The organism is Variovorax sp. P2_H12 (assembly GCF_056403395.1).
The window spans coordinates 210,864-228,432 of sequence record NZ_JBFUFO010000025.1; the positions used below are offsets into that span (position 1 = coordinate 210,864).

The 17,569-nt window shown below is 68.0% G+C and carries 16 protein-coding genes; 3 read left to right on the top strand and 13 right to left on the bottom strand.

Annotated elements, in window-relative coordinates:
- Positions 1-1,263 (top strand): dihydrolipoamide acetyltransferase family protein, encoded by a 1,263-nt coding sequence (locus AC1DYK_RS20110; RefSeq protein WP_478167904.1) that lies wholly within the window; start codon positions 1-3, stop codon positions 1,261-1,263.
- Positions 1,264-1,274: 11 nt separating this feature from the next.
- On the opposite strand, the gene AC1DYK_RS20115 is transcribed toward AC1DYK_RS20110, so the two are convergent.
- The 4 genes from AC1DYK_RS20115 to AC1DYK_RS20130 form a co-directional block, all read right to left on the bottom strand.
- The gene (locus AC1DYK_RS20115; protein WP_478167905.1) at positions 1,275-1,892 is read right to left on the bottom strand and encodes a DUF2894 domain-containing protein; all 618 of its coding nucleotides are present in this window, start codon (positions 1,890-1,892) and stop codon (positions 1,275-1,277) included.
- A gap of 62 nt (positions 1,893-1,954) precedes the next feature.
- Entirely contained in the window at positions 1,955-2,596 is a 642-nt protein-coding gene (locus AC1DYK_RS20120) for an OmpA family protein (RefSeq protein WP_478167906.1), read from the bottom strand.
- Complete coding sequence (locus tag AC1DYK_RS20125; protein ID WP_478167907.1) at positions 2,596-4,686, bottom strand: DUF802 domain-containing protein; 2,091 nt, start codon at positions 4,684-4,686, stop codon at positions 2,596-2,598. Before AC1DYK_RS20125 ends, AC1DYK_RS20120 begins: the two co-directional genes overlap by 1 nt.
- The gene (locus AC1DYK_RS20130; protein WP_478167951.1) at positions 4,683-5,369 is read right to left on the bottom strand and encodes a DUF3348 domain-containing protein; all 687 of its coding nucleotides are present in this window, start codon (positions 5,367-5,369) and stop codon (positions 4,683-4,685) included. The genes AC1DYK_RS20125 and AC1DYK_RS20130 overlap by 4 nt, the downstream gene beginning before the upstream one ends.
- A gap of 168 nt (positions 5,370-5,537) precedes the next feature.
- On the opposite strand from AC1DYK_RS20130, the gene AC1DYK_RS20135 reads away from it, so the two are divergent.
- Positions 5,538-6,173, top strand: a complete 636-nt coding sequence (locus AC1DYK_RS20135; RefSeq protein WP_478167908.1) for an FABP family protein — start codon at positions 5,538-5,540, stop codon at positions 6,171-6,173.
- Between the two features lie 388 nt (positions 6,174-6,561).
- Here AC1DYK_RS20135 and AC1DYK_RS20140 read toward each other — a convergent pair whose 3' ends face one another.
- The 9 genes from AC1DYK_RS20140 to AC1DYK_RS20180 all read right to left on the bottom strand — a co-directional run bounded on the left by AC1DYK_RS20140 (position 6,562) and on the right by AC1DYK_RS20180 (position 15,705).
- On the bottom strand, positions 6,562-7,440 hold the full coding sequence (locus AC1DYK_RS20140) for a sugar phosphate isomerase/epimerase family protein (RefSeq protein ID WP_478167909.1): 879 nt from the start codon (positions 7,438-7,440) through the stop codon (positions 6,562-6,564).
- Between the two features lie 7 nt (positions 7,441-7,447).
- Positions 7,448-8,635 carry a dihydrodipicolinate synthase family protein gene (locus AC1DYK_RS20145; protein ID WP_478167910.1) on the bottom strand — a complete coding sequence of 396 codons (1,188 nt, stop codon included), beginning with the start codon at positions 8,633-8,635 and terminating at the stop codon, positions 7,448-7,450.
- Positions 8,636-8,643: 8 nt separating this feature from the next.
- Complete coding sequence (locus tag AC1DYK_RS20150) at positions 8,644-9,819, bottom strand: Gfo/Idh/MocA family protein (RefSeq protein ID WP_478167911.1); 1,176 nt, start codon at positions 9,817-9,819, stop codon at positions 8,644-8,646.
- 25 nt (positions 9,820-9,844) lie between these two features.
- Positions 9,845-10,819 carry a tripartite tricarboxylate transporter substrate binding protein gene (locus tag AC1DYK_RS20155; RefSeq protein WP_478167912.1) on the bottom strand — a complete coding sequence of 325 codons (975 nt, stop codon included), beginning with the start codon at positions 10,817-10,819 and terminating at the stop codon, positions 9,845-9,847.
- A 35-nt stretch (positions 10,820-10,854) separates the two neighbouring features.
- Entirely contained in the window at positions 10,855-12,300 is a 1,446-nt protein-coding gene (locus AC1DYK_RS20160; protein WP_478167913.1) for an enolase C-terminal domain-like protein, read from the bottom strand.
- 8 nt (positions 12,301-12,308) lie between these two features.
- A complete protein-coding gene (locus AC1DYK_RS20165) occupies positions 12,309-13,091 on the bottom strand; it encodes an ABC transporter ATP-binding protein (RefSeq protein ID WP_478167914.1) in 783 nt (260 codons plus the stop codon).
- 10 nt (positions 13,092-13,101) lie between these two features.
- On the bottom strand, positions 13,102-14,106 hold the full coding sequence (locus AC1DYK_RS20170; RefSeq protein ID WP_478167915.1) for an ABC transporter substrate-binding protein: 1,005 nt from the start codon (positions 14,104-14,106) through the stop codon (positions 13,102-13,104).
- A gap of 35 nt (positions 14,107-14,141) precedes the next feature.
- Positions 14,142-14,915, bottom strand: a complete 774-nt coding sequence (locus AC1DYK_RS20175) for an ABC transporter permease (RefSeq protein ID WP_478167916.1) — start codon at positions 14,913-14,915, stop codon at positions 14,142-14,144.
- Positions 14,916-15,057: 142 nt separating this feature from the next.
- A complete protein-coding gene (locus AC1DYK_RS20180; RefSeq protein WP_478167917.1) occupies positions 15,058-15,705 on the bottom strand; it encodes a TetR/AcrR family transcriptional regulator in 648 nt (215 codons plus the stop codon).
- 98 nt (positions 15,706-15,803) lie between these two features.
- Between AC1DYK_RS20180 and AC1DYK_RS20185 the strand changes: the two genes are divergently transcribed.
- On the top strand, positions 15,804-17,531 hold the full coding sequence (locus AC1DYK_RS20185; RefSeq protein WP_478167918.1) for a thiamine pyrophosphate-binding protein: 1,728 nt from the start codon (positions 15,804-15,806) through the stop codon (positions 17,529-17,531).
- Positions 17,532-17,569 lie beyond the last annotated feature (38 nt).

The window sequence follows — 17,569 nt, forward strand, 5'->3', positions numbered from 1 at the left end:
GTGTCCGGCAGCATCCATGTGATCAAGGTGCCCGACGTGGGCGAGGGCACCGCAGAGGTCGAACTCGTGGCCTGGCACGTGCAGCCTGGTGACGCGGTGGTCGAAGACCAGGGGCTGGCCGACGTGATGACCGACAAGGCCATCGTCGAGATTCCGTCGCCGGTCGCGGGCCGCGTGCTTGCGCTGGGCGGAGAGGTCGGACAGACACTGGCGGTCGGCGCCGAGCTGATTCGCATCGAACGGGCCGGCGACGCCGGGGCGCCCGTGGCTGCGCCTGCGCGAGCCGCCCCGCCACCTTCGCCCGCAGCGAAGCCCGCAGCAATGCCGCCGGCGCCAGCGACGGCGCAGCCACAGCCGGCGTCGCCGTCCGCGGCAGCCGCGGCGGACCGTCCGATCGCCTCGCCGGCGGTGCGCAGGCGCGCCTGGGAACTCGGCGTCGACCTGAAGGACGTCGCGGCCAGCGGCACCGCCGGCCGCATCGTGCACGCCGACCTCGACGCGCACGTCGCCGCACATGGCGCGCGGCCGCCGGACCGTGCGCCCGCCACGGGCAACGCCGAACGCAATGACCAGCAGGCGGTGCCCGTCATCGGCCTGCGCCGCCGCATCGCATTGCAGATGCAGGAATCGAAACGTCGCATTCCGCATTTCAGCTACGTCGAGGAGATCGACGTCACCGAGATCGAGACCCTGCGCGCAGCGCTCAACACGAAATGGAGCGCCGAGCGGGGGCACCTGACCTTGCTGCCCCTGCTCATGCGCGCGACGGTGCTGGCGGTGCGCGAGTTCCCGCAGGTCAACGCCCTCTTCGACGATGAGGCGGGCGTCGTCATGCGCCACGGCGCGGTCCACATCGGCATCGCCACGCAGACCCGGCACGGCCTGGTCGTGCCGGTCGTGCGGCACGCCGAGGCGCGCGACCTGTGGGCCATGGCCGCCGAAATGGGGCGCCTGGCCGAAGCCGCGCGGGCGGGCCGCGCGACGCGCGCGGAACTGAGCGGCTCGACGATCACCCTCAGCAGCCTCGGCGCGCTCGGCGGCATCGTGTCGACGCCTGTGATCAACCGTCCCGAGGTCGCCATCGTCGCCGTCAACCGGATCGTCGAACGCCCGGTGTGGCGCGGCGGTGCCGTCGTGTCGCGGCGGATGATGAACCTGTCGTCATCGTTCGACCACCGGGTGGTCGACGGCATGGACGCCGCTCGGTTCGTGCAGGCGATGCGCTCGATGATCGAAGACCCTGCGCTGCTGTTCGTCGAGTAGCGCCTGCGGCATCAGCCGGATCTGCTGCGCGCGCTCTTCCTGTGGCTCTCGGCGCGCGGCGTGTCCGTTCCCGCCAAGGCACTGGCGCCATTCACCTGCTCGAGCCACAACAAGGCGTCGACATAGGACATGAACCGGTTGAGGTACTCCGGCGACAGGTCGCGCATCAACGTGAGCGAGCGGTGCACGAGGTGGTGCGAGTTGAGAGGCCCGGCATTCTGCGGCATCTTCGCGAGTGACTGCGTCAGCCGTCGATCGGCGCTGAGCTTCGACCAGGTGCTTCTGAAGTACCTGAGCGTCTTCAGCTCGGCAGGGGAGGAGAGACCGGGCGCAGCGTCGCGTGCCGCCGCGCCGTCCCCGTGGGACGACGGATGCCGGCCGACGTGGTCGACGAGCTCCGCGAGCGGCCCGCGGCGCGACGGGCCTTGCACCGTGGTGGTCTCGTCTTCCGTGCACCTCGCCCTTTCGAGATCCTCGCCATACGCCGCAAGCAGCGTGGCCAGCCTGTCGTCCAGGATGCGTCGTGCGTCGCCATGGTGGGTGGCTGCCCGCTTGGCCAGTGCTTCGATGAAGCGAAGGCGCACGGGATCGAAACGATGATCGCCGCGCTGGCGCCAGGCGTCGATCATCGCGCCCGGGTCCATGTTCAGGACCGTCGGCGCCGCGCCGCTTTCACCTGCCTCGTCGCTGCTCACGGGGCGACAAGTTTGTTCGACGGTCGCGGCGTCGGCGCCATTTCCACGCGCCGGTTCTTCGAACGTCCGTCGGCATCGGCATTCGACGCCACCGCCTGCTCGGACCCGAAGGCTGCGGCAAAGACCGAGGCCGATGGGATGCCTTCCTCGATCAACGTCCGGGTCACCGTCAAGGCCCGCTGGGCCGACAGCTCCCAGTTGTCGGCGAACCGACGGTTGCCGTCCCGCACCTGCCGATCATCGGTGAAGCCGCTCACCATCAGGATCTCGTTGCGGGCCTGGAGGTAGGCAGCCAGCGGTGCGGTCAGGCTCTTCAGCAGTTGCCGGCCATCGGGCTGCAATTCGGCGGAGTTGACGGAAAAAAGCACGCTGCCGCTGATGCCGATGCGCCCGTTGTTCAGCGTCACCCGGCCCGCCGCCAGAGGTCCGGCCAGGGCTTGCTCGAGCGCCTGCAGCCGTTGCGCCTCCACCTGCCGCTGCTTGACTTCGGCTTCCAGCCGGGTCGCGAGTTCCAGTTGCATGCCGAGCACGCACACCAGGATCAGCACGAAGGCCCCCAGCAGCCCCGACATCAGGTCGCCGAAGACGGCCCAGACCGGCACTGTCGGCTCCAGGCCGGCGTCCATGTCCTCGGTCATCACGCTTCGCTGCCCACGGCTGCCCGGCTGCTGGCGAGCTGCTGCAGATCCTCGACGATCTGCTTTTGCGACATGATGCTCAGGTCGATGACTTCTCTCGCCTGCGTCACGTAGTAGTCCAGTTGCTCGTCGCTGCGTGCGATGGACTTGCTGAGCGCGCCCTCGATGCGCTGCAGATGGGTCACCAGCTTGTCGTTCGATTGACTGAACAGCTGCACGCCGAAGCCGAACGCTTCGCCCAGGCTCGCCACTTCGACGGCGCTGCCGGTGATCTGTGCGGCGACCTCGGCCATCTTCCCGGATTCCGCGTCGACCTTCTGCGTGAACCGCGTGCCGACACGGTCCAGCAGATCCGCCGACGCAGCGACCAGCGCGTCGATCGCGGCGCGCTGCTCGGTGGAGGCATGGTTCACGGCGCCGAGCAGGGTTTCGAGGGTTTCCAGGATGCGGCTGCGTTCCTCCAGCATCGCGTTGTCGCGGGCCATGCTGTCGGATAGTTTCTGGCGCAGTTCGGCGATCACTTCGGCCGCGGCGCGGGGGGCTTCCGAGGCGGTTTGCATGAGCTGGGCGATCTCGGCGATCGTATTCTTGGCGTGCGCTGCCGCCTGGGCGGAAATGCCGGTGGCGGTCTCCGCCAGCGTGTGGCAGATCTGCTGCTGCTGGCTCTCGGTGCGCGCGCCCGCCTGCTGCCATTCCTGCTGGAGCGACACGGCCATCGTCTCGAGCGCCTGGGTCCAGGCTGCCAGCCGCTGCTGGTCTCGCGATGCCATCTCGGTCTGCAGGTCCGCATGCGCCAGGTCCACCGTGCGCAGCAGCGAAGCCGAGTGCTGCTCGAAGGTCGCCGCCGCCGCCGCCAGCGCGCCCTGCGTGTCCCGCGACAGGTTTTCGCTGACGCGCTCCTGCTGCGCCAGGGCGCTGCGCCAGGTGTCCGACACGTTGCCGACCGTGGCTTCCAGCCGGGCGGAGACGTCCCCGATCAGCGATGCCGAGCGTTGCTCGAAGGTCTCGGCGAAGTGGTCGAGCGAGGTGCGCAAGTCCTGGGACTGCGCCTCGCTCGCGCGCTGGTGCCCGGCGAGCGCGGTCTTCCAGAGGTCCGCCACGGTGGTCGTGGTCGCTTCGAAGCGGGTCGAGAGCCCGTCCAGCTGCCGCTGCACGCTGTGCTCGACGGTGTCGTGCAGCGAGGCCGCCTCGCGCGCGATCCCGGCCATCGTGGCTTCGACGACCGGTTGGATCGTCGCGCCGGCAGTGCGGGCACTCTCGGTCAGGCTGTCCTGCAGGGATCGGCCGACGGAGGAGGCCAGGCCTGCATACACGGCCTCGGCCTTGCTGTGGAAGCTGTCCTGGCCGGAGATCAGGCGCTCGTTCAACGCCTGGCCCTGCCGTTCCATCGTCGCCATCATGGCCTGCAGCCGATCGACCAGTTCGGGCAACGCCTGGCCCTGCCGCTGCAGCAGCTTGAAGGACTCCTCGCGCTGATGGGCCAGCGAGAAGACACGCAGGGTGGTCGCGATCCGCGTGTCGAGCAGTTGCGCCGTCTGCAGTCTGTCGCGCCGGCACAAGGCGGAGACGAGGCCGAGCATGGCGGATGCGGCCACGCCCGCGAGCGAGGTGCCGAACGCCAGCCCCAGTCCCTTGACCGGGGCGGCCAGGGAGGAGCGGATGGCCTGCAGGTCCGACGCACTGTCCAGCGCAGTGCCGGTGCCGTTCAGGGTCACCACCATGCCGAGGAAGGTGCCCAGCATCCCCAGCAGCACCAGCAGCCCTGTCAGGTACGGCGTCAGGGCCGGGCCGGGCAAGCCGACGCGCTCACCCTCGATGCGCAGGCGCACCGCGTTCTGCAGGGAAGGGTGCAGTTGATCGAGCCAGTGGCCCAGGCTCGGGGGAGGATTCGGCATGTCCGCCACGGCGCGTGCCAAGGTGGAGGTGGCCTGGTGGAATCGGTGCAGCTCCAGCGCACCCATCAGGTAGAAGGCGCCGATCAGCACCGTGATCGCCAGTGCCAGCGGGTTCGTGCCGATGTACCCGACGCCGACCCAGCACACGGCGGCCAGGCCCACGAAGAATGCGGCGTGATGAAGAAATCTGGTCATGGGGACTTTGGTTGGCTCGTTCGAAGGGCTTCGAGCAGCCCTTCGACCGGTTGAAATCGAATATCCAGTTCGGCGAGCAGCACGCCTTGCATGTCCTTGGCGAAGACGTCCAGCCACTTGCCGGGCTGGACCTCACCCTCGGGCTCGTCCGGGGACGTCGCCTGATCGGCCCGGCGCAGACGCGCGAAGTGCTTTTCGAGCAGCGCGGGCACGGTCGACAGCAGGCGCTGCTCGTGCGCACCCAGCACCTGCTCCATGACCGCATCGACGGCCGCAAGTCGGGCCATGGCAGGCGATCCGGCCGCCAGCCTCGAACGCAGTCGACCGCGCAAGGGGCCGATGCCCGCTTCCATCGCCTGTTGCCTGGCGACATAGCGCCGACGGTATTGCGGGAAGTCGGTGGACGTGTCCATGGGGGTGGCAATGGCCTTCACCAACGCGGTTCGCACGCGCGTGCATTCGGCTTCGTCGGCGCTTCCGAAAGCCCGTGCGCCGGGTGTCGGAGTTGCCGGACTGCCGTCCAGCGCCGCGGACAGCGAGATGGCGTCGGTCCAACTGAGCCAATGACTCAATCGATCCGCGAAAGCCTGTTTGGATTCGGGAACGTCGGTGTCGGCCAGTCGCGCGAGCAAGCGAATGAGCGCCGAGCCGGTGAGACCTGTGCGCCGTGACACTTGCACCATACTGGGAAAACCGAGCATTTTACATCGGCCGCTCCCCGGGATGGCCTGTGCCCCGCGCGCCGGGTGGGGGCGGGACGTAGACTTGGGCTCGACGACCGGCCGGCGTCGGCCCAGGACCGGCCAATCGACCGGCTACCTCCACTCGACATCGCTCTTCCGGACTCCCCCATGCCCAACTTCCCCGACGACATCTACACCGAGCCTTCCAACCTGGATGGCGCAACGCTCGCCAACCTCGGACCGTTGCGCAGAATGGCCGGCCTGTGGCGCGGTGAGAAAGGCGTGGATGTCAAACCCAAGGCGCAAGGCCCGAAGACGCAGGTCTACGTGGAGCACTATGAGCTGCAGCCGATCGATCCGCAGACCAACGGCCCGCAAGTGCTCTATGGCCTTCGCTATCACACCTACATCCACAAGCCCGGCCAGACCAAGATGTACCACGACCAGGTCGGCTACTGGTTGTGGGAGCCTGCCACCCTTACCGTCATGCACACACTTGCAATTCCCCGAGGCCAGGTGGCGATGGCGAGCGGCAAGGCGAGCGCAGACGCGGACCGCTTCGAACTCACGGCCACGCGCGCAAGTCTGGTGAACGGCATCGTGTCCAACCCCTTCATCGAGCATGCCTTCACCACGCTGGAGTGGCGCATCGAGGTCGCCTTCAATGCCGACGGAACCTGGTCCTACGACCAGGACACCGTGATGCAGATCCAGGGGCTGGCCGAACCCTTCCACCACACCGACCGCAACACGCTCACCAAGGTCGGCGAGCCGTCGCCGAATCCGCTGGCGATGCGGGATTGAGTGCAGGTGCACGCGGCGATTTCCTACATGGAGAGTGCATTGAGGCCATTCAAGCTTCGCTCCCTTCAACCCACGACACGATGAAGCATGACGGAACCAGGAAACCTCGAGGATGAGGAACTGCTCAACCGAGCCCATCAGCTGCGCTTGCTGGCACTGCGCGGCCACTCCGAGGCGCGGGGCTCTGCCCGCGCTCACGAAGTCGAGGTACGGCGTCGTTTCGGAGTGGCCACAACCTTGAGCGCTCCCCTGGAGCCGGCGCCGCCGCGCCGCCGTCCGTTCTGGCGCTTCTGGTGAGTCCCTGGAGCTGCCGGGCGTCAGCAGCGCCGGCGCCCACGCCAGAGCGGAGTTGCTCGACACCCGGCATGCCGATCCTCCGGACCTGCGATCAGACCGCGCTGCGGTGCCGTTCGATGCAGGTCTGCAGCGTCTCCTCGCCCGGGCGCTGCCACCAGTCCAGCGCCGAGAAGATCTCGACCTCGCTGTAGCCAGCGAAGCCCGCCGCCTCGACCCAGCCGCGGATCTTCTTGAGCTCGACGACGCCGTCGCCCATCATTCCGCGGTCGGACAGCAGGTCGCGTGTCGGCGTCAGCCAGTCGCAGACGTGGTAGGCCAGCAGGCGCTCCTTGCCGGCGCGCGCGATCTGCTGCTCGAGCTTCGGGTCCCACCAGACGTGATAGACGTCGAGCGCGACACCCAGCATGCCCGAGCGCTGCGCGTCGAGCTCGTCGCAGAGATCGAGGGCGTGCTCCAGCGTGTTGATGCAGGCGCGGTCGGCGGCCTGCATCGGATGCAGGGGCTCGATGGCCAGCGGCATGCCGACCTGGCGCGCGTAGGCCAGCGAGGCGGCGATGCCGTCGCGCACTTCGGCGCGCGCCCGGCCGATGTCCTTGTAGGCGGCCTTGCCGTCGAGCGCGCCGGGCAGGGCGCCGACCACCAGCACCAGGCAGGGCGCGCCGAGTGTCTTCGCCTCGTCGATGGCGCGGCGGTTGTCGTCGAGCGCGGCCTTGAGGCCGGCGGCGTCGGGCGCCGGGAAGAAGCCGCCGCGGCAATAGCCCGAGAGGGCGATGCCGTGGGCCTTCAGCTGCTTCGCGATCTTGTCGAGGCCGACGCCCGCCACCTGGTCGCGCCAGGGACTGATGGCGCGGATGCCGCGCGCGGCACATTGGTCGATGATGCGGTCCAGCGGCACCTCGGCGCCGCGCTGCTTGCGGATCGTCGCCGTGTTGATCGACAGCCAGTCGTGGTCTTGGGAAAAGTCTCGCATCGTCCGCTCAATCCTCGACGCCATGCAGCGCCAGCAGCGCCTTCATCCGCCGCACTGCCAGCTCGGGCTGCTCCAGCAGGTTGGCCGCATCGGCCAGCCGGAACAACTCGGCGAAATGCTGCAGCGAGCGCGTGCTCTGCTGGCCCCCGACCATCGTGAAATGGCTCTGGTGGCCGTTGAGCCAGGCCATGAAGACCACGCCGGTCTTGTAGAAGCGTGTCGGCGCCGCGAAGATGTGGCGCGACAGCGGCACCGTGGGGCCCAGGATCGCGTGGAACTTCTCGACGTTGCCGCGCGCGAGCTCGCCCAACGCTGCGCTCGCGGCCGGTGCGATGGCGTCGAAGATGCCGAGCAGCGCATCGCTCTGGCCGTGCATCGGATCGCTGCCGTGGCCGTCGCCCGCGATCAGCTCGGCGTAGTTGAAGTCGTCGCCGGTGTACATCCGCACGCCGGGCGGCAGCCGGCGGCGCATCGCGATCTCCTTGTCCTTGTCGAGCAGGGAGATCTTGATGCCGTCGACCTTGTCCGGATGGGCCGCGATGATGCCGAGCGCGGTGTCCATCGCGCGGTCGACATCGGCCGTGCCCCAGTAGCCGGCCAGCGCCGGGTCGAACATGTCGCCGAGCCAGTGCAGCACCACGGGCTGCTTCGCCTGGCTCAGGATGCGGTCGTACACGCGCTCATAGTCGGCGGGGCTCTTCGCGACCCGGGCCAGCGCCCGGCTCGCCATCACGATCAGCTTGCCGCCGAGCGCCTCGATCGCGGCCATCTGCTCTTCGTAGCCGCGGATCACGTCGTCCACGTTCTTCACGCCGTCGAGGTCCAGGTGATCGGTGCCGCAGCCCGAGGCGACCCGCGCGCCCGGCATGTCCTTCGCCGCCTCGAGCGAACGGCGGATCAGCTCGAGCGAGGTCGGCCAGTCGAGGCCCATGCCGCGCTGCGCCGTGTCCATGGCCTCGGCCACGCCGAGGCCCAGCGACCACAGGTGGCGGCGGTAGCCGATGGTGGCGTCCCAGTCGACCGCGCATTGCAGCCAGGGGTCGACCGCGGCCAGCGGGTCGGCCACGACGTGCGCCGCCGAATAGGCGATGCGATTGAACTTGAGGCCCGCAGGCGGCATGGCGGGCGCGCGGCCGCGCAACGCGTACGGCGCGAGCGCGCCGCCGGCGACGGGGAGGGTGAGTGAGAGGGTCATCGGATGCCTCAGATCGTCAGCGCGGGCACGTCGACCCAGCGGCGGTCTTTCCAGCTTTCCAGCGCGCGCTCGACCAGTTGCACGCCCTTGGCGCCCTCGGGCAGCGTCCACTTGTAGGGGGCGTTCTCGACCACGTGGCGGATGAAGTGCTCCCACTGGATCTTGAAGCCGTTGTCGTAGACCTGCGAATCCGGAATCTCCTGCCACTGGTCGAAGAAGTTCATGGTCTGCTTCTCGTCCGGGTTCCAGACCGGGCGCGGCGTCGCGACCCGCGATTGCGCGCGGCAGGACGACAGGCCTGCGACGGCCGAGCCGTCGGTGCCGTCGACGTGGAAGGTCACGAGGTCGTCGCGGCGAACGCGCGTGACCCAGCTCATGTTGATCTGCGCGATCACCGGCTCGCCGTTGTGGCCCTTGAGTTCGCAGGTGGCGTAGGCGGCATCGTCGGCGGTGGCCTCATAGGGTTTGCCGGCTTCGTCCCAGCGCTGGGGGATGTGCGTGGTGCCCAGGCACGAGACCGACTGCACTTCGCCGAACAGGTTGTCCAGAACGTAGCGCCAGTGGCACATCATGTCCAGGATCATGCCGCCACCGTCTTCCTTGCGGTAGTTCCACGAGGGGCGCTGGGTCGGCTGCAGGTCGCCTTCGAAGACCCAGTAGCCGAACTCGAGGCGAACCGACAGCATGCGGCCGAAAAACCCGGCGCGGCGCAGCATGTCGAGCTTGCGCAGGCCGGGCAGGAAGAGCTTGTCCTGCACCGCGCCGTGCTTGAGGCCCTTGGTTCTTGCGGCCTCTTCGGCGAGGCGCGCGATCTCGACCGCCTCGTTGAGGTTGGTCGCGATCGGCTTCTCGCAATAGACGTGCTTGCCGGCGCGGATCGCCTTGGCCAGCAGGGTCGGGCGCATCTGCGTGGTGCCGGCGTCGAAGAAGACCGTGTCGTCCTTGTTCTCGAGCGCGCGGTCGAGGTCGATGCCCCAGCGCGCGATGCCGTGGGCCTTCGCCAGGGCCTCCATCTTGTCGGCGTTGCGGCCGATCAGGATCGGGTCGGGCATGACGGTGTCGCCGTTCGAGAGCGTCACGCCGCCCTGGGCGCGGATCGCGACGATGGATCGGATCAGGTGCTGGTTCATGCCCATGCGTCCGGTGACGCCGTGCATGATGATTCCGAGTCGTTGTTGTGCCATGGGGTTGTTCTCCGCTGAAAGTGGCTTAAGGGGTAGGCGACAGGCCGGCGGCCTTCACCAGGGTTGCGTTGCTTGCGATCTCGTCCTTGATGTAGGCGTCGAACTGCTCGGGCTTGAGCGTCCAGGCATCGGCGCCGAGCTTCAGGAAGCGCTCCTTGACCTCGGGGCTGGCGAGTGCCTTCGCGACCTCGTCGTGCAGCCGGTTGACGACGTCGCGCGGCGTCTTGGCGGGCGCCATCATCCCGATCCAGAAGTTGAATTCCGAGCCGGGCACGCCGGCCTCGGCGGTGGTCGGTACGTCGGGCAGCGCGGCCGCGCGCTTGGGCGAGCCGACCGCCAGCGCGAGCAGGTGGCCTTCGCGGATCTGGCCGATCACCGGCGCGATCGGCGAGAAGTAGTAGTCGACCCGGCCCGAGAGCACCTCGGTCACGGCGTCGGCCGAGCCCTTGAACGGGATGTTGGTGGCATCCATCTTTGCCGCCAGCTTGAACTTCTCGGCGTTCAGGTGGGTGGCGCTGCCCTGGCCGGCGGAGGCGAAGTTGATGGTGCCGGGCCTGGCTTTGGCGGCCGCGACCAGTTCCTTCAATGTCTTGATGTTCTTCGCCGGCGAGATCACCAGCGCATTCGGCAGGGTGGAGATCGGCGTGATGCCCGCGAAATCGTTCACCGTGTCGAAAGGCAGCTTGGCGAAGGTCGACGGGCTCACCGTGTGCGACGACGAATGAATCATGATCGTGTAGCCGTCCGGCGCGGCGGTGGCCACGGCCTGCTGGCCGATGGTGCCGCTGGCGCCGCCGCGGTTGTCGATCACCAGCGTCTGGCCCATGCTGGCGCCCATCTTGTCGGCGATCGCGCGGGCGATGATGTCGGTGGTGCTGCCGGCCGCGAACGGAACGATCACGCGGATCGGCTTGGTCGGATAGTTGGCCTCCGCGGCGACGCCGAAGGCGGCGGTGAGGGCGAAGCAGGCCAGCAGGCCGGCGCGTCGATTGAGTGTCATGAAGTCTCCTTGTGGTTTCTGATGAACGCGAGCCCCTAGAGCAGGGATGGCGCTTGCGAGAGGGGTCGCAGGCTCGTGAAGTCGGGGTCGGCGGCGTGGCCGAAGCCCGGCTGGTGCAGCGAGCCGATCGCGATCCGGCCCTCGCGGATCGCCAGGCGCGGCCGTCCGGCGCTGGTTTCGTAGAGGTCGCCATGGGCTTCGGCGAAGGCCTGCTGCTCGGCGGCCGGCGCTTCGCCGAAGCCATCGGCGTAGTGGTGGCCGTTGCGCTCGCAGTGTTCGAGGCCCAGCAGCGAGGCGAGCGCCAGGTCCTGCTGCACCGCCAGGCCTGCCTGGCAGGTCAGGTCCTCGGCCGACATGAAGCAGCGGTCGGCTTCGTGGCCGGCCGCCAGGTTCCACTGGTCGCAGCGAGCACGATTGATGACGGCCTTGTAGAGGCCCTTGCAGCCCTTGCTCGAAACGCCCCGCCAGCCGTGTTCGCGGCCGATGCGGAAGGCGTCGAGCGTGCCGTCGGCCTCGTCGAGCAGCAGCGGCGCGGGCGCATCGAGCGCGATGATCGAGGGATTCATGCTGGCCTCGCGAGGCAAGGGCTGCTCGAGGTACAGCAGCGCCTGCGGGCGGGCGGCCAGTCGCGGCAGAACGCGCAGGCCCGCGCACAGCGCCTGCAGCGCTTGAAGGTCGGCGTACTGCTCGTTGCCGTCGAGACTGAAGCGATGTCCCGGCGCTGCGGTATCGAGCGCCGCCAGCACGGCGTCGAGTCGCGCGAGGTCGGCCGCGGGGTCGCCGCCGAGCTTGATCTTGAAGTAGCGATGGCCGTAGCGGCGCACCACCGCGGGCAGGCTGACCGGCAGCCCGGCGGCGTCGTCGGTGTCGCCGTCGAGCGCGTCGAGCATGCCGACGGTGTGCCGTGCCTGCAGGCTGGAGGCCGGCGCCAGGTCCGCGAGCCAGGCATTCCAGTTCCATCCCCGGAGGTCTTCCACCTGTGCCGTGTCTTCGATGCCGACCAGGTTGTGCCGGAATGCGGCGTGGACCGGAACCTGGATGCAACGGCACAGCGCGTCGAGCACCGCGCGGTCGAGCACGGCCTGGCCGAAGGCCGTGGACAGCGCCGTGAGGCCCTTGGATTCACCGTGCGCCATCAGCGCCGCGTAGTGCCGGGCGAACAACGCGAAGGCCGCCACCGGTGCGCCTCGGGTGTAGGCCTCGGCCGCCGCCTCCAGAGCCAGCTGCAGGTGGCGAACGTTCTCCGCCCGACTGAAGCCGGGTCGCTTGTCGAACCAGCGCGGCACCATGAGTTCGGCCGCCCAGCCTTCGGCGGTGCCACGCGCGCCGCAATCCACCGTGGCGCGCACGAAGACTTGCGGGCAGCGCGTGAGCGTGACGGCGCCGAACTTGAAGGGCAGGCGCAGCGACATCGGGCGTACGCCGAAATCGACGGCGAGCACGCGCACGGCCGGCGCGGAGGACGAAGCGAAGGCGGTCACGGCAGGCCTCAGTGGGCGTCGAGCTGGCCTTGCGCGAAGAAGTGCGCGCGCAGGGTGCGGGCGTAGGCAGCGAAGCGTTCGCTCCCCATCACGTCGAGCGGACGCGGCCGTGGCAGGTCGATGTCGTAGATCGCGGCGATCGATCCCGGGCGCTCGCTCATCACGATCACGCGGTCCGACAGGAAGATCGCTTCGGGGATGCTGTGCGTGATCAGCATCACCGTCTTCTTCGAGGCCGACCAGATGCGCTGAAGCTCGAGGTTCATCTTCTCGCGCGTCATCGCGTCGAGGGCCCCGAAAGGCTCGTCCATCAGCAGCACCGAGGGGTCATGCAACAGCGCGCGGCAGATCGAGGCCCGCTGCTGCATGCCGCCGGAGAGCTGCCACGGGTACTTGTTCTCGAAGCCCGAGAGCCCCGCCATCTGCATCAGCTCGCGCGCTCGCTGGCGGGCCGCGGCCTTGGGCAGGTGACGGATCTCGGCCTGCAGCAGGATGTTGTCCTCGATGCTGCGCCAGGCCAGCAGCACCGCGCTCTGGAACACGATGCCGACGTCCTTCTGCGGTCCCGTGATCGGTTTTCCGGCCAGCGTGAGCATGCCGGCGCTGATCGGCAGCAGGCCGGCCACCATCTTCAAGAGCGTGCTCTTGCCGCAGCCCGAGGGCCCGACCACGGAGACGAACTCGCCTTCGCGGATCGAGAAGTCCAGGGGCTTGAGCGACTCGACCGCGCCGCCCTTGCTCTGGTAGGTCTTGGCAACGCCGCGTGCTTCGATGAGTGTGGCCAGGGTCATGAGGAAGCGGTCAGTTGGTCGGGAGAAAGTCCAGCGTCACGTAGTCCTCGGGCTTGCCGCGGGTGGCCGGGTCCATGCCGCCGTATTGCACCAGCAGGTCGAGCGAGTCGTTGACGTTCTTCATCGAGACCCGGTACGGGCGCTGGTTGGCTGTGTCCTTGGTGTGGTACAGCGCCACGCTTTGCTTCATGCCGACGATCAGCGTGTCGCGCACGCCGGCCTTCGGATTGGCCTTGAGCATGGCGTCGACCGCCGCAGCAGGGTCCTTCTCGGCCGCTTCGGCGGCGCGCGTGGAGGCCCGCATGAAGCGCTTCACGAGGTCGGGGCTCTCGGCGAGCAGGTTCTTGTTGACGATGATCCCGGAGCTGATCTGGTTCACGCCCGAGTCGGCGAAGCGGATCGGCGTGACCGGCTTGCCGGTGGCGTCTTGCAGCTTGATCGCCTGGTCCATCACGTAGCCCAGCAGCAGGTCGGCCTGGCCGTTGGTCACCGCGTTGAGCTTGGTCTGGGCGTCGCCCGAGACGATCTTCACCTGGTCGGGCTGGATGTTGTTGACCTTGAGGAACAGCGGCCACATCTGCGACATCGAATCGCCCGGCGTGGTCGCGACCGTCTTGCCGATGATGTCCTTCGGCGTCTTGATGTTCTTCTCGCTGAAACCCATCACAGACATCGGACTGACCTGGAACAGCACGCCGGTGGATTTCAGCGGCGCGCCCTTGGCGGCCGCCTTGATCATGGTCGTGACGTCGATGTAGCCGAAGGTTGCCGAGCGGGCGGCCACGGCCTGGGCCGTCACGGCCGAGCCGCGGCCTTCCTGGATGTCGAGGTCGATGCCTTCCTCCGCGTAGTAGCCGCGCTCCTTGCCGAGAAAGAAGGGCGCGTGCTCGCTGTACAGGTACCAGTTGAGCATCAGCGTGACCTTGTCCTGCGGCTTGTTCTGCGCCTGCGCGGGCGCCATGGCGAGCACCAGCGCCGCGGCGGCACCGGCGAGAAGCGAGGAAAGCATCTTCATGGTTGTCTCCTGAGTGGTTGGGGATGCAACGAAACTCACTGGACGTGGCGCTGCGAGGCGTGCCACGGGATCATCAGCCGCTCGACCCCGTCGACGGCGACGAACAGGATCACGCCGATGCTTGAGAGCACCACCAGCGCGGCGAACATCAGCGGCAGGTCGAAGTTGCCGTTGGCCACCTGCAGCACATAGCCGATGCCCGAGTTGGAGCCGACGAACTCGCCGACCACGGCGCCGACGACCGCCAGCGTCACCGATACCTTGAGGCCGCTGAAGATCGCGGGCAGGGCCTGCGGCAGGCTGATCTTGAAGAAGGTCTGCAGGCGGCTCGCGCCCATCGACCGCGCCAGGTCCAGCATGTCGGGCTCGACCGACTTGAAGCCCATCACCGTGGAGACCACGACCGGGAAGAAACCCAGCAGAAAGGCCGAGATCACCTTCGGAAAGATGCCGAAGCCGAACCACACCACGAACAGCGGCGCGATCGCCACCTTCGGGATGCTCTGCGAGAACACCAGCAGCGGATAGACGAAGGACTCGACGACGCGCGAGTAGGCAATCAACATCGCGATCGGGATACCGATGACGATCGTGAGTGCGAAGCCGCCGAGCGTGGCCAGCGTGGTCTTCCAGCTCTCGGCCAGCAGGCGAGGCCACTCGGCGATCAGCATCTTCACCACCTGCAGCGGCGGGGGAATCAGGTAGGCCGGAATCCGGAAGACGCGGATCGCGAGGTCCCACAGCACCAGCAGCATCAGGATGAGCAGGAAGGGCCGAAGCGCAGGCGCGAGCAGGAGTTTGCGAAGCATCGACGAGGGCGGTGGATGGATCCGGGAAATCGACGGCGCGCACGGCGAGCCTTCGCGCTTCAATTCACCAAAAAGTGAATTAGCGATTCTAGGAATCCGCTTGCCCGGCCGTCAATCGCCGGGCCACTAGGAAATACCCGTATCAGCGCAGCACGTAGCCCAGGACCAGGTCGGTCATGTGCGACAGGCGCTGTGCCATCGCCTTCGGTGCCCGCAGGTCGCGTCCGAACACCGCCGACAGCGTGTCGTTGTTCGACAGATAGAAGTAGCAGAGCGAGGCGATCGAGATGTAGAGCTGCACCGGGTCGACGCCGGCGCGGAACAGGTTGTCGCGCCGGCCGCGTTCCAGGACGCCGTCGAGCAGCTGGACCAGCGGCGAGTTCATCTCCTGGATGCGTTCGGAGCGCTTGAGGTGCGCGGCGCGATGCAGGTTCTCGCTATTGAGCAGCGTGATGAACTCGGGGTGCTCGAGGTAGTAGTGCCAGGTGAAGGAGATCAGCCGGCGGATCGCCTCGACCGGCTCGACCTCGTCCAGATGCAGCCGCTGCTCGGCCTGCCGGATGTCGGCGTAGGTGCCTTCGAGCACCGCGAGGAAGAGGTCGTCCTTGCTGCCGAAGTAGTAGTAGATCAGGCGCTTGTTGAGTCCGGCGCGCTCGGCGATGCTGTCCATGCGCGCGCCCGCCAGGCCGCGCTGCGAGAACTCGTCGCGCGCCGAGGCGAGGATCGCGAGCTGCGAGCGGTCCGCATCGCGCGAGCGAGGTTCGGCGGGAGCCGGAGTGGAAGCTTTCATGAAGAGAATTTAACCAATTGGTGAATTAAGGCAAGCCGGTCGAGGCACGCGGATAATTCGCGCACTCCCATTGCAGCAGCGAGAAAGAAAGAGCATCCATGCGTTCATCCCAACCTGCCGGCCACCTGATTGTCGAGTGCCTGGTCGAGCAAGGCGTCGAACTGGCCTTCGGTGTCCCAGGAGAAAGTTTCCTTGCGGTGCTCGACGGTTTTCATGCCTATGGCGATCGCATTCGCTTCATCGTCAACCGCCAGGAGGGCGGGGCGGCCTTCATGGCCGAGGCGCACGGCAAGCTGAGCAATCGGCCCGGCGTGTGCTTCGTGACCCGCGGTCCCGGCGCCACCAATGCATCGATCGGCGTGCACAACGCCTTCCAGGATTCCACGCCGATGGTGCTGTTCGTCGGCGATGTCGGCAGCGACTTCCGCGACCGCGAGGCCTTCCAGGAGGTCGACTATGCGAGCTTCTTCGGGCCGAGCACCAAGGGCTTCGCCAAGCGCGTGGAGCGCATCGACGATGCCGACCGCATTCCCGAATACGTGGCGCGTGCCTTCGCCACCGCGATGAACGGCCGTCCCGGCCCGGTGGTGCTGGTGCTGCCCGAGGACATGCTGCGCACGATGACCTCCGCCCGGCCACTCAAGCGTGTCGAGCCGGTGGCGGCCTGGAGCGACCCCGGCGCACTGCGCGCCTTGCGTGAACTGCTGCTGAAATCGCAGCGCCCCCTGGTGATCGCCGGCGGAGGCGGCTGGACCCCGCAGGCGGCGCAGGCATTGCAGCGCTTCGCCGAGAACTGGAGGCTGCCGGTGGCGAACGCCTTTCGCTTCCAGGACACTTTCGACAACCACCATCCACTCTACGCCGGCGACGTCGGCATCGCGATCAACCCGAAGCTGGCTGAGCGCGTCCGGCAGAGCGACCTGATCCTCGCGATCGGCCCGCGCCTGGGCGAGATGACCACCGGCGGCTACACGCTGCTCGAAGCGCCGAAGGCGAAACAGACGCTGGTGCACATGCACGCCAGCGCCGAGGAACTGAATCGCGTCTACCAGGCCGACCTGGCGATCAACGTCGGCATGGCCTCGGCCGCGCGCAGCCTCGAGGTGCTGAGCGCACCGACCGAGTTGCCATGGGAGGCCTGGACCGCGGCGGCCCATGCCGACTACCTCGCGAACCTGGAGCCGCAGCCGCTCGCCGGCCTGCCCGCCGACTCGCCGCGCGGTGCCGTCGACATGGTGGAAGTGGTCCGGCTGCTGCAGAAGCACCTGCCGCCCGATGCGGCGATCACCAACGGCGCGGGCAACTTCGCGAGCTGGGTGCACCGCTACTTCCGCTACCACGGCCTCGCCAAGGGCCACAAGACGCAACTCGCGCCCACCAGCGGCGCGATGGGGTACGGCGTGCCGGCGGGCATCGCGGCCAACATCGCGACCGGGCGCGTCGCCTTCACGATCGCGGGCGACGGCGACTTCCTGATGAACGGGCAGGAGCTTGCCACTGCCTCGCAGCATGGCGGCAAGAGCATCGTCGTGCTGCTCAACAACGGCATGTTCGGCACCATCCGCATGCACCAGGAGCGCGAGTACCCGAACAAGGTGAGCGGCACCGCGCTGCGCAACCCGGACTTCTGCGCGCTGGCCCAGGCCTACGGCTATGCCGCCGAACGCGTGACCGAGACCTCCCAGTTCGAAGCCGCGCTGCTGCGCGCGCTGGCGGCCGAGACCGGCACGCTGATCGAGATCCCGCTCGACCCCGAAGTGATCACCACCCGCGGCACGCTGAGTGCGATCACGAAGGCGGCCGAGGCGCAGGCCGGCGGCCGCTGAGAAAAGGCAAAAAAAAGCCGGCAGGTGCCGGCTTTTCC

Bases quoted from the DNA above. Each gene is read 5' to 3' on its own strand.
- AC1DYK_RS20115 (WP_478167905.1), bottom strand. From the start codon at position 1,892: ATGATCGACGCCTGGCGCCAGCGCGGCGATCATCGTTTCGATCCCGTG.
- AC1DYK_RS20120 (WP_478167906.1), bottom strand. From the start codon at position 2,596: ATGACCGAGGACATGGACGCCGGCCTGGAGCCGACAGTGCCGGTCTGG.
- AC1DYK_RS20125 (WP_478167907.1), bottom strand. From the start codon at position 4,686: ATGACCAGATTTCTTCATCACGCCGCATTCTTCGTGGGCCTGGCCGCC.
- AC1DYK_RS20130 (WP_478167951.1), bottom strand. From the start codon at position 5,369: ATGGTGCAAGTGTCACGGCGCACAGGTCTCACCGGCTCGGCGCTCATT.
- AC1DYK_RS20135 (WP_478167908.1), top strand. From the start codon at position 5,538: ATGCCCAACTTCCCCGACGACATCTACACCGAGCCTTCCAACCTGGAT.
- AC1DYK_RS20140 (WP_478167909.1), bottom strand. From the start codon at position 7,440: ATGCGAGACTTTTCCCAAGACCACGACTGGCTGTCGATCAACACGGCG.
- AC1DYK_RS20145 (WP_478167910.1), bottom strand. From the start codon at position 8,635: ATGACCCTCTCACTCACCCTCCCCGTCGCCGGCGGCGCGCTCGCGCCG.
- AC1DYK_RS20150 (WP_478167911.1), bottom strand. From the start codon at position 9,819: ATGGCACAACAACGACTCGGAATCATCATGCACGGCGTCACCGGACGC.
- AC1DYK_RS20155 (WP_478167912.1), bottom strand. From the start codon at position 10,819: ATGACACTCAATCGACGCGCCGGCCTGCTGGCCTGCTTCGCCCTCACC.
- AC1DYK_RS20165 (WP_478167914.1), bottom strand. From the start codon at position 13,091: ATGACCCTGGCCACACTCATCGAAGCACGCGGCGTTGCCAAGACCTAC.
- AC1DYK_RS20170 (WP_478167915.1), bottom strand. From the start codon at position 14,106: ATGAAGATGCTTTCCTCGCTTCTCGCCGGTGCCGCCGCGGCGCTGGTG.
- AC1DYK_RS20175 (WP_478167916.1), bottom strand. From the start codon at position 14,915: ATGCTTCGCAAACTCCTGCTCGCGCCTGCGCTTCGGCCCTTCCTGCTC.
- AC1DYK_RS20180 (WP_478167917.1), bottom strand. From the start codon at position 15,705: ATGAAAGCTTCCACTCCGGCTCCCGCCGAACCTCGCTCGCGCGATGCG.
- AC1DYK_RS20185 (WP_478167918.1), top strand. From the start codon at position 15,804: ATGCGTTCATCCCAACCTGCCGGCCACCTGATTGTCGAGTGCCTGGTC.